This window comes from Aurantimonas sp. E1-2-R+4, assembly GCF_036549515.1.
GTDB classification, from domain to species: domain Bacteria; phylum Pseudomonadota; class Alphaproteobacteria; order Rhizobiales; family Rhizobiaceae; genus Aurantimonas; species Aurantimonas coralicida_A.
On the sequence record NZ_JAZHLK010000003.1, the window covers coordinates 140,941 to 151,482 of the forward strand.

The window sequence follows — 10,542 nt, forward strand, 5'->3', positions numbered from 1 at the left end:
GTTTGAAAAAACGTACTATTACGCGCCCCATTCCTAGCCGAACAAGGCCGAACGAAGAAGGCGGCAAGCGTTCGATGAACCCTTTCCAAAAAAGCCCTCCTGCAATTCGCAACGAGTCTGTAACCGCTTCATGCGGACGTCGGCAGCGTCCGTCAATCCGCGCCCAGCACAAATTGACCGGCACAGGCGCCGAGGCTCGGTGGGGTAAGGGAGATTTCCATTGACGGTGGAGGGCAAGCGAAAGGATTGACGCCGTCACGGGGCCGACTGGGGCAGAAGCAATTTCGCCAGGGTTCGTGCAGGGACGCTGTCTCTATGTCGCTAATCGACTACGCGAAAAGGAAGTCCGCTTCGGTCAGTTGCCCTTCGCCGATGCCTTGGAAAAGAATGCTGGACAAGTCAAACGTAGCGAGGGTCCCTATCGAATTGCTCGCGAAAGCAAGGTCTTGGAACGTCAGAGTTCCCGAATAAAGGAATGAGATGACGTCTTCACCGATTGAAAAATCACCTATGGTATCGTTTCCGGAACCCGGTCTGTACGTGAAGATATCCCTGCCCGACCCTCCAAAAAGAGTGTCATCACCCGCATCTCCGAAGATCAGGTCGTCGCCGCCCAGACCGTAGATCAAATTGGCGCCGGCATCCCCGTAGATCTTGTCGGCGAACTGGCTGGCAATGACACCCTCAATGCCAATGAAACTGTCGCCTGCCGCATCTCCCGTCCCGGCGATCCGACCGGACAGATCGACGGTCAACCCCACCGCTGAATCGCTGTAGTAGACCAAATCGAAACCATCGCCGCCATCGAGCCGGTCCGCCCCGGGACCGCCTCGCAGATTGTCGTTGCCCGCATCGCCATACAGGCTGTCATTGCCGTCGCCGCCATGGAGATTGTCGCGGCCGTCACCACCATAGATGGTATCATCCCCGGCATCCCCGAAGATCAGGTCATCGCCGCCCAGACCGTAGATCAAATTGGCGCCGGCATCCCCGTAGATCTTGTCGGCGAACTGGCTGGCAATGACACCCTCAATGCCAATGAAACTGTCGCCTGCCGCATCTCCCGTCCCGGCGATCCGACCGGACAGATCGACGGTCAACCCCACCGCTGAATCGCTGTAGTAGACCAAATCGAAGCCATCGCCGCCATCGAGCCGGTCCGCCCCGGGACCGCCTCGCAGATTGTCGTTGCCCGCATCGCCATACAGGCTGTCATTGCCGTCGCCGCCATGGAGATTGTCGCGGCCGTCACCACCATAGATGGTATCATCCCCGGCATCCCCGAAGATCAGGTCATCGCCGCCCAGACCGTAGATCAAATTGGCGCCGGCATCCCCGTAGATCTTGTCGGCGAACTGGCTGGCAATGACACCCTCAATGCCAATGAAACTGTCGCCTGCCGCATCTCCCGTCCCGGCGATCCGACCGGACAGATCGACGGTCAACCCCACCGCTGAATCGCTGTAGTAGACCAAATCGAAGCCATCGCCGCCATCGAGCCGGTCCGCCCCTGCACCCCCTTGGAGATTGTCGTTGCCCGCATCGCCATACAGGCTGTCATTGCCGTCGCCGCCGTAGAGATTGTCGCGGCCGACACCGCCATAGATGGTATCATCCCCGGCATCCCCGAAGATCAGGTCATCGCCGCCCAGACCGTAGATCAAATTGGCGCCGGCATCCCCGTAGATCTTGTCGGCGAACTGGCTGGCAATGACACCCTCAATGCCAATGAAACTGTCGCCTGCCGCATCTCCCGTCCCGGCGATCCGACCGGACAGATCGACGGTCAACCCCACCGCTGAATCGCTGTAGTAGACCAAATCGAAACCATCGCCGCCATCGAGCCGGTCCGCCCCGGGACCGCCTCGCAGATTGTCGTTGCCCGCATCGCCATACAGGCTGTCATTGCCGTCGCCGCCATGGAGATTGTCGCGGCCGTCACCACCATAGATGGTATCATCCCCGGCATCCCCGAAGACCAGGTCGTCGCCGCCCAGACCGTAGATCAAATTGGCGCCGGCATCCCCGTAGATCTTGTCGGCGAACTGGCTGGCAATGACACCCTCAATGCCAATGAAACTGTCGCCTGCCGCATCTCCCGTCCCGGCGATCCGACCGGACAGATCGACGGTCAACCCCACCGCTGAATCGCTGTAGTAGACCAAATCGAAGCCATCGCCGCCATCGAGCCGGTCCGCCCCGGGACCGCCTCGCAGATTGTCGTTGCCCGCATAGCCATACAGGCTGTCATTGCCGTCGCCGCCATGGAGATTGTCGCGGCCGTCACCACCATAGATGGTATCATCACCCGCATCTCCGAAGATCAGGTCGTCGCCCCCCAGACCGTAGATCAAATTGGCGCCGGCATCCCCGTAAATGAGGTCGGCGAACCGGCTTGCCACAACACCTTGGATCGCAATGTAGATATCGCCCGCGGCCTCTCCCGTCCCGGTAATCCGACCGGAAAGATCGATGAGCAGTCCAATCGGCGACTGGCTGTAGTAGACTATATTGAAGCCATCACCGCCATCGAGCAGGTCCGCCCCGGGACCGCCTTGGAGATTGTCGTTGCCAGCATCGCCATACAGGCTGTCATTGCCCTCGCCGCCGTAGAGATTGTCCTGGCCCTCGCCGCCGTGAATCTCGTCGTCGCGTGCGGATCCGAGCACCAGATCATTGCCCTTGCCAGCAAAAACACGCTCGATTTCTGTTCTCGGCGTCGAATAGATCGACACGATGCCATTCGAGAAGCTGCCGTCTCGCAAAGCGATCGTGGTCGAGACGGTCATGCCCCTTGCGTCTATCGTATCGAATCCTCCGGTGTCGTGGACTGGCGACATAGCCAGAGATGTATCAGAAAAGACATAGGTGTCATCGCCGCTGCTTTCGGGCTGGCCAAGAACCCGGATATCGAAGCTTGACAGTGAGTAGATCGTCGCGCCCGGAACGGATAGGCTGATGCTGAGCTGTCGCGCCATGGTAGGGTCGTCAGACGTATTTGCGTAGCCGAGCGCGCCGATGAGCGTTTCCACGGCGGCCAACGTCGCAGCGGATGTCAGAGAGACGGAGAGCTGCGAGCCGCCATTTCCTCCCGTCGCCGTACCGATTACTGATCCTTTGAACATGACGTTCGCACCGACGACGGAAATTCCGTCGCGGGCCATGATGGACAGGTTGTCCTCCACACCACTTCCTGAACCAAACCTGGCATCGAGCGTCACGCCATCGAACGACGAGACGGGCAAGTCGCTCAGGTCGAGCGCGATGACGAGAGGGTTGACCCGCGCGTTGACATCGTCCTCCATGAAACTCCTTGAGCCGTTCGGACTCAATGAAATCGAGATGTTGTCCAGCAGCAACGAGCCAGTCGCCCAGACACCCGATGAAAGATCGTTGCCAAGAAAAATGAAGATCCCCATATCGAGTATCTCGGACGAAAGGGCATGAGCGATCGTCGGCGACACCGCGTATGTAGAGGTTCTGCTCGGATTGCTTCCGAGAGGCGTCCAGTCGGCATCGTGGCTCGATAGATTTAACGCCACATGCGACCAAGAATTCGGTGAAAGTTGGTTCTCTATTGGGACCGAGCTGAGGATATAGTTGACCGCTCGCCCCAAATAGCGATCGTACGCCTGAAACCAGAAATTGAGGTGGGCCTGTGGAGGAAGCACAAGATCGACAACACCAATGTCGAACGAAAAGCTCGCTCCGTTGTAGTTAAAGGATCGCCCGGCTGCCCCGAACAGTGCATCGACATACGCATACGCGTTGAGATGGAGGTAGCCTGCCCCCGGCGCATAATGATTGGGATCGAGCCACCACGGCCCGGTGGACGCGATCCACGAATTACCCGCGCCGTCTGTCTGGAGAGCCAAAGGAACGCCATGCCCGCCATCCAGCGGGTCCGTCAGCCAGGGGCTTGCATTGACAGCCGAGTCGAAGTTTTCCTGATAGACGACGCGCGGTTTTACGAAAGCCAGATCAGACGAGGCATCCTGCTGCCAAGCCATCGAACCCTCCAACGAGCCGAATTGCACGTTTAACGCGATCAGCCGGCCACCTACTATCTGCCTCCGTTATTTGGTCGAAAGCAAGGCGCTTATTTGTGCGTCTTCCCTCGCGAGCGGATTGATGCATCGGCGCATCTGCGAATGCATCTTGAACCGCGAGCGATGTATCGCGGCGGCCGTCAAGGTCAGGCTGACCTCAATGGATGAACACGCGCCCTGCCAAGGGGCGTCCGCGTCGGCCGAGCTCTTCAAAAATCGCCGGGCAGGATGCGATCGGGAGGGCGATGGCCGTCCATCAGCGTGTGGATGTTGATGATGACCTTCTCGCCCATCTCGATCCGGCCCTCGATCGTCGCCGAACCCATGTGCGGCAGGAGGACGACGCGGTTCTCCTCGGCGAGACGCACCAGCTTGCGGTCGATCGCGGGTTCTTCCTCGAACACGTCGAGCCCGGCCCCGGCGATGCGATCTTCCTGCAGCAGCTTCACCAATGCCCGTTCGTCGATGATCTCGCCGCGGGCGGTGTTGACGATGAACGCGTGCGGCTGGATCAGCGCCAGGCGCCGCGCCGACAAGAGATGATAGGTCGCCGGCGTATAGGGGCAGTTGACCGAGAGGATATCCATGCGGGCGAGCATCTGGTCGAGGCTCTCCCAATAGGTCGCGCCGAGTTCGGCCTCGGTCTTGGGGTCAACCCGCCGCCGGTTGTGATAATGGATTTCGAGACCGAACGCCTTGGCGCGACGCGCCACGGCGGTGCCGATGCGGCCCATTCCCAAAATACCGAGCTTCTTGCCCCAGATCCTCCGCCCGACCATCCAGGTCGGCGACCAGCCGGGCCAACGCTCGCTGCCGAGAAGGCGCGTGCCGCCCTCGACCAGCCGGCGCGGCACCGCGAGAATCAACGCCATCGTCATGTCCGCGGTGTCCTCGCTGAGGACGTTCGGCGTGTTGGTGACGAAAAGATTTCGCGCCAACGCCGCCTCGACGTCGATGTTGTCGACGCCATTGCCGTAGTTGGCGATCAGCTTGAGGCGCGGGCCGGCCTGTTCGATCACCGCGCGGTCGATCCGGTCGGTGACGGTCGGGACCAGCACGTCGGCCTCGCGGACGGCGGCGACCAGCGCATGCTGCTCCATCGGCCGATCGGTTTCGTTCAGCCGCGTGTCGAAGAGTTCGCGCATGCGCGCCTCGATCGGCGCCGGTAGCTTGCGCGTGATGATCACCAGCGGCTTCTCGCGCTTCGTCATCGGTCGCAATCCTTTGCACTCAAGACGTTGTTAACCGAAACGGACGATCATTCGATCCGAGAGCCGAGGCCTCTCTCCTAGCAAGGCGGGGATGTGAAAACAAAGGGTTTCCCTCCGCCGGCAGAACAGCCTCGGCATCAGTTCGCGCATCGGCCGTCGGCCGTCCGAGCACCGCATCGTATTGTCCGGAGTTTCTCAATGCCGCTCGCAGCACCCATCCGTCGCTCGCTCCTATCTTTTATCGGCGCCGCCATGCTGGTGACCGGCGCGATCCCGTTTACGGCCGCGCAGGCGGTCGAGACCGGGCCCGTCTCGAAGCTGCCGCTGCCGCGCTACGTCAGTCTGAAGGCAAGTCGGGTGAATCTTCGCATCGGACCCGGCCGCGACTATCCGGTGAGCTGGCTCTATCTCAAAGTCGGCCTGCCGGTCGAAGTCATCCAGGAATACGACCTGTGGCGACGGATTCGCGATTCGGAAGGCACCGAGGGCTGGGTCTACTACTCGCTGCTGTCCGGTCATCGCACCTCCATCGCCGCGCCGTGGCTGAAGGGCAAGGCAACGCTGATCGACATCCACATGAGCCCGGCGACCGACGCGCCGCTGGTGGCGCGAATCGAGCCGGGCGTGGTCTCGGCCGTGTCGGAGTGCACGGCCGGTTGGTGCTCGGTCGAGGTCGCCGAGCGTAGCGGCTACGTGCGTCAGCAGGAAATCTGGGGGGTCTATCCGGACGAAACGTTCGAATAGGCGTGCGGTGCGGCCAACGCGCCGAAGCCCGGTATCACTGTTGCGGTACCGGGTCTGGCCGCCGCATCAGATCGGGCCGCGGGCGAGACATCTCGCTGCCGCGACACGAAACGGCAAACGGCCGCAGGTTCGGGAGTTCTATTCCGCGGCGATAGCGTCGGCCCGTTTGCGGCGGAGCCGGACGACCACATCGACATTGACGATTTCCATGCCTTCGGGCGCTTCGGGCAACTGCTCGAGCCGCAGGCCGCCATCGGGAATGTCGATCATCACGTTCTCGTCCTCGACAAAGAAGTGATGGTGGTCGGAGGTATTGGTGTCGAAATAGGTGCGCTGGCCTTCAGCCGAGAGCGGCCGCACCAGACCGGCGTCGGTGAACTGGTGAAGCGTGTTGTATACGGTTGCGAGCGACACCGGTTCGCCCGCCCCATGCGCCTCTTCGTGCAGCTCCTCGGCGGACAGATGCCGGTCACCGGAGCCGAACATCAGATTGCAGAGGGCGACGCGTTGGCGGGTCGGACGCAGCCCGACCGAGCGCAGACGCTCGAACACACAGAAGCTTTGGGTGCGCGGCCGGTTTTCCATCGCTGAATGCCACCAATTTTGTATCTTGTTCAAGCTGGGGAACGCGGCGTCTGCCACGCTCTTTCGGCTTATATACGTGATGTCGGGCGCCGCGACAAATGCCGCTCGGCATCTGATCCTGGTCAATCAGTACGGAATGCAAGCGGAAAGCCGGATACCATTTTTGGTCCCATGCTAGCCGCATGTCCGCCGCAGGTTGTCCAGCGCCTTGCCGGACCCGGTGAGCGGAATGGTGTAGCGGCCGGCCGGGCCGGAGATTTCCGCGCTGCGCCCCTTGCGCAACGCCGCGATCAATTCGGCGAGACCGGCGGGCGAGCCGCGACTGACCAGGACGGACGTTCCTTGCGCTTCGCCCTCGCGAGCGGTCGCCTCATACAGAAAGGCCGTTCCGTCGACGCTCACTCCGACCGTATAGCGGTCGCCATCCTGCAACCCGCCGGGAAACCCGGAAAAGATCATCGCGACCTTGCCATCGGGACCGCAGCGGAAGGACAGACCGGTATAGTCGCCCGCAACGGCGAAGCCCGCGGCTCCGTCCGACCCCGTCCAGCTCTGCGCCCTGGCCGGCAAGGCCGCGACCGCGGCGGCAACGATGACGGTACAGGCCAGAATGGCGAGGCCAGCCGTTTCGCGTCCTTTCACGGGCTTGTCTCCTTGGCGGCGGCATGAAATGCGACGTCGATACCCGACGCCTCTATCGAAGTTTGCCCGAGCGAGCATACATAGCGGCGACAATGAAGCGCGGCCGCGCCGGTCAGGTGCCGGTCGCTGATACGGGCGGTTTCCAGCCGCGCGACAGGCGTGCTAAGGGCGCATCCGAAACGGACGTCAAACAGCCGGGAACTTGAGGGCGGATACGAACGGACCATGGCAACAGCAAAGACCTCCTTCGACTACGACGATATCATCGCCTGCGCCAACGGCCAGTTGTTCGGCGAAGGCAACGCGCAATTGCCGCTGCCGCCGATGTTGATGGTCCACCGGATCACGGACGTTTCGGAAACCGGCGGCGAGCACGGCAAGGGCTATATCCGCGCTGAGTTCGATGTCACCCCCGACCTGTGGTTCTTTCCCTGCCATTTCGTGGGCAATCCGGTCATGCCCGGCTGCCTCGGTCTCGACGGGATGTGGCAATTGACCGGCTTCTATCTGGGGTGGCTGGGAGAAAAGGGCCGTGGCATGGCCCTGTCGACTGGCGAGGTAAAGTTCAAGGGCATGGTCACGCCTGAGACGAAACTCCTCGAATACGGCATCGATTTCAAGCGGGTGATGCGCGGACGCTTGGTTCTCGGCATCGCGGATGGCTGGCTCAAGGCCGATGGCGAGACCATCTACCGTGCGAGCGACCTGCGGGTCGGCCTGGCACAAGACAAGGCGGACTGAAACGGGGACCCGGCGGTGATGGCAGTCGATCGCACTGTGGCAGGCGGAGTTCTGGCGCCAGCGGGACAAGCCGCCATCTCCCCCAATTCAAAAGGGCAAAAGACATGAGACGCGTCGTTGTAACAGGCATGGGGATCGTGTCCTCCATCGGGAACGATGCCGGCGAGGTTCTGACCTCCTTGCGAGAGGGACGCTCGGGCATCAGCCACGCGCCGGAATACAAGGAGCTCGGTTTTCGCTCCCATGTTCACGGCAAGCCGACGCTCGATCCGACGACGCTGCTCGACCGGCGGGCCATGCGGTTTCACGGCGGCGGTACCGCCTGGAACCACGTCGCCATGGATCAGGCGATCAAGGATGCCGGCCTCGAGGAGGGCGACATCTCCAACGAGCGCACCGGCATCATTATGGGCTCGGGCGGCTCGTCGACCCAGTCGATCGTCCAGGCCGCGGATGTGACCCGCGAGAAGGGACCCAAGCGCGTTGGCCCGACCGTGGTGCCGAAGGCGATGTCGTCGACGGCCTCGGCAACGCTGGCCACCTGGTTCAAGATCAAGGGCGTCAATTACTCGATTTCCTCGGCCTGCTCGACCTCGAGCCATTGCATCGGAAACGCCTGCGAGGCGATCCAGATGGGCAAGCAGGACGTCATGTTCGCCGGCGGCTGCGAGGATCTCCACTGGACGCTGTCGGTGCTGTTCGACGCCATGGGCGCGCTCTCCTCCGACTTCAACGACCGGCCTGAGATGGCGTCGCGTGCCTACGACAAGGCGCGTGACGGGTTCGTTATCGCCGGCGGGGCCGGCGTCCTCGTATTGGAGGAGTACGAACGGGCCAAGGCGCGCGGGGCGAACATCATCGCCGAGATCGTCGGTTACGGCGCGACGTCGGACGGTGCCGACATGGTCGCGCCTTCCGGCGAGGGCGCCGTGCGCTGTATGCGGCAGGCGATCGCCCATCTCGACGGCCCGATCGACTACATCAACCCACACGCGACCTCGACGCCGGTCGGCGACCGCATGGAGATCCAGGCGATCCGCGAGGTGTTCGGCGACACCATCCCGCCGATCTCCGGGACCAAATCGCTCACTGGCCATTCGCAAGGCGCCACCGGCGTCCACGAGGCGATCTATTCGCTGCTGATGATGCGGCATGGCTTCATCGCCAAGAGCGCACATATCGATGAGATCGACCCGGAATTCGCCGATATTCCGATCGTGCGGGAACGCATGGACGGGGTGACGCTTGACCGGGTGCTGTCGAATTCGTTCGGCTTCGGGGGCACCAATGCTTGCCTCGCCTTCCAACGCGTGACGGACTGAGGATTGAAGAGCACTATGGGCGACCTCATGGCAGGAAAGCGCGGGCTCATCATGGGCGTCGCCAATCGCAACTCCATCGCTTGGGGGGCCGCCAAGGCGCTGTCGGCGCAAGGGGCCGAGATCGCTCTCACCTATCAGGGCGAGGCGTTCGGGCGGAGGGTGAAGCCGCTGGCCGAAGAGATCGGCTGCAAGCTGGTCATTCCCTGCGACGTCGAGGATACGGCATCCCTCGACGCGGTCTTCGACACGCTGAATTCGGAATGGGGCTCGATCGACTTCGTCCTCCATGCCATCGCATTTTCCGACAAGAGCGAGCTCAAGGGCCTTTACGCCGACACCACGCGGGAGAATTTCACCCGCACCATGGTGATCTCCTGCTTCTCGTTCACGGAAGTCGCCAAGCGCGCCGCCGCCATCATGCACAATGGCGGCGCGATGGTGACGATGACCTATGGCGGCGCCGAACGGGTCATGCCGAACTACAACGTCATGGGGGTCGCCAAGGCGGCGCTGGAGGCCTCGGTGCGCTATCTCGCGGCGGATTTCGGTCCCCGCAACATCCGCATCAACGCTGTCTCGGCCGGGCCGGTCCGCACACTGGCCGGCGCCGGCGTCTCCGATGCGCGGCTGATGTTCAACTTCCAGCGGCGCAATGCGCCGATGCGGCGCAATACCTCGATAGACGAGGTCGGCGGCTCGGTTCTCTATTTGATGTCGGAACTCTCCAACGGCGTCACCGGCGAGATCCACTATGTGGATTCCGGCTACAACATCATGTCGATGCCTTCGCTTGAAGAACTCAAGGAGCAGGAACATCGCAAGGCCGTCATCGAGGGCGAGGACGACAGCGCCGAAGGCGGCAGTTAGGCCGCATTTTTCCACCACGCGGCGGTGTCAGATCGAGCGTATCCGCCGCCGGGATCGGCGGCGGCCCATCCGCGCCGCGCCATGGGCGCTAGCCCCGAAGGCCCAGCCGAGGCCGAATCCTGTCGCTGTCAGCACGAAACCGTCGATCGTGATTGGCAAAGCGGGACGATAATCGTTGCCGGCTCGCGCGGTAATCGCCCAGTCCAGATCACCCAGAACGACGAACGGCCGGAGCAGCGGCGCCGCGTCGACGAGATCACGGTAACGCCGCGCCAGCTCCTCGGAGCGTAATACCGTCGCGCTCATGAACTCACCGCTTTGATATAGGGATAGTTGCAGAGGGATTGGATGCGCTTGGGATCTTTGGTTGCGCGGTTCCAG

9 protein-coding genes are annotated in these 10,542 nt (G+C 62.2%); 4 read left to right on the forward strand and 5 right to left on the reverse strand.

The features are described 5' to 3' along the window. Window positions 1–329: 329 nt before the first annotated feature. Together VQ045_RS02865 and VQ045_RS02870 are read right to left on the reverse strand one after the other, a co-directional pair. Window positions 330–4,010, reverse strand: coding sequence for a calcium-binding protein (locus VQ045_RS02865; protein WP_331829091.1), 3,681 nt, complete (start codon window positions 4,008–4,010; stop codon window positions 330–332). A 248-nt stretch (window positions 4,011–4,258) separates the two neighbouring features. After that, on the reverse strand, window positions 4,259–5,260 hold the full coding sequence (locus VQ045_RS02870; RefSeq protein WP_327645193.1) for a 2-hydroxyacid dehydrogenase: 1,002 nt from the start codon (window positions 5,258–5,260) through the stop codon (window positions 4,259–4,261). Window positions 5,261–5,458: 198 nt separating this feature from the next. Between VQ045_RS02870 and VQ045_RS02875 the strand changes: the two genes are divergently transcribed. Continuing rightward, a complete protein-coding gene (locus VQ045_RS02875) occupies window positions 5,459–6,004 on the forward strand; it encodes an SH3 domain-containing protein (protein ID WP_442872853.1) in 546 nt (181 codons plus the stop codon). Window positions 6,005–6,142: 138 nt separating this feature from the next. On the opposite strand, the gene irrA is transcribed toward VQ045_RS02875, so the two are convergent. Both irrA and VQ045_RS02885 read right to left on the reverse strand, forming a co-directional pair. Next, window positions 6,143–6,589: an iron response transcriptional regulator IrrA gene (gene irrA, locus VQ045_RS02880; RefSeq protein ID WP_327624396.1), complete on the reverse strand. Its 447-nt coding sequence runs from the start codon at window positions 6,587–6,589 to the stop codon at window positions 6,143–6,145. A 174-nt stretch (window positions 6,590–6,763) separates the two neighbouring features. Further along, a complete protein-coding gene (locus VQ045_RS02885; protein ID WP_327624397.1) occupies window positions 6,764–7,231 on the reverse strand; it encodes a hypothetical protein in 468 nt (155 codons plus the stop codon). A 225-nt stretch (window positions 7,232–7,456) separates the two neighbouring features. Here VQ045_RS02885 and fabA point away from each other — a divergent pair, with 225 nt between their 5' ends. The 3 genes from fabA (at window position 7,457) to fabI (ending at window position 10,161) form a co-directional block, all read left to right on the forward strand. Then, window positions 7,457–7,972 (forward strand): 3-hydroxyacyl-[acyl-carrier-protein] dehydratase FabA, encoded by a 516-nt coding sequence (gene fabA / locus VQ045_RS02890; protein WP_206453716.1) that lies wholly within the window; start codon window positions 7,457–7,459, stop codon window positions 7,970–7,972. 104 nt (window positions 7,973–8,076) lie between these two features. Further along, on the forward strand, window positions 8,077–9,294 hold the full coding sequence (gene fabB / locus VQ045_RS02895) for a beta-ketoacyl-ACP synthase I (RefSeq protein WP_331829092.1): 1,218 nt from the start codon (window positions 8,077–8,079) through the stop codon (window positions 9,292–9,294). A gap of 15 nt (window positions 9,295–9,309) precedes the next feature. Beyond that, the gene (fabI, locus tag VQ045_RS02900; protein ID WP_331829093.1) at window positions 9,310–10,161 is read left to right on the forward strand and encodes an enoyl-ACP reductase FabI; all 852 of its coding nucleotides are present in this window, start codon (window positions 9,310–9,312) and stop codon (window positions 10,159–10,161) included. A 27-nt stretch (window positions 10,162–10,188) separates the two neighbouring features. Here the strand turns inward: fabI and VQ045_RS02905 are convergent, their stop codons facing one another. Continuing rightward, complete coding sequence (locus VQ045_RS02905) at window positions 10,189–10,542, reverse strand: DUF2937 family protein (RefSeq protein ID WP_331829094.1); 354 nt, start codon at window positions 10,540–10,542, stop codon at window positions 10,189–10,191.

Bases quoted from the DNA above. Each gene is read 5' to 3' on its own strand.
- VQ045_RS02865 (WP_331829091.1), bottom strand. From the start codon at position 4,010: ATGGCTTGGCAGCAGGATGCCTCGTCTGATCTGGCTTTCGTAAAACCG.
- VQ045_RS02870 (WP_327645193.1), bottom strand. From the start codon at position 5,260: ATGACGAAGCGCGAGAAGCCGCTGGTGATCATCACGCGCAAGCTACCG.
- VQ045_RS02875 (WP_442872853.1), top strand. From the start codon at position 5,459: ATGCCGCTCGCAGCACCCATCCGTCGCTCGCTCCTATCTTTTATCGGC.
- irrA (WP_327624396.1), bottom strand. From the start codon at position 6,589: ATGGAAAACCGGCCGCGCACCCAAAGCTTCTGTGTGTTCGAGCGTCTG.
- fabA (WP_206453716.1), top strand. From the start codon at position 7,457: ATGGCAACAGCAAAGACCTCCTTCGACTACGACGATATCATCGCCTGC.
- fabB (WP_331829092.1), top strand. From the start codon at position 8,077: ATGAGACGCGTCGTTGTAACAGGCATGGGGATCGTGTCCTCCATCGGG.
- fabI (WP_331829093.1), top strand. From the start codon at position 9,310: ATGGGCGACCTCATGGCAGGAAAGCGCGGGCTCATCATGGGCGTCGCC.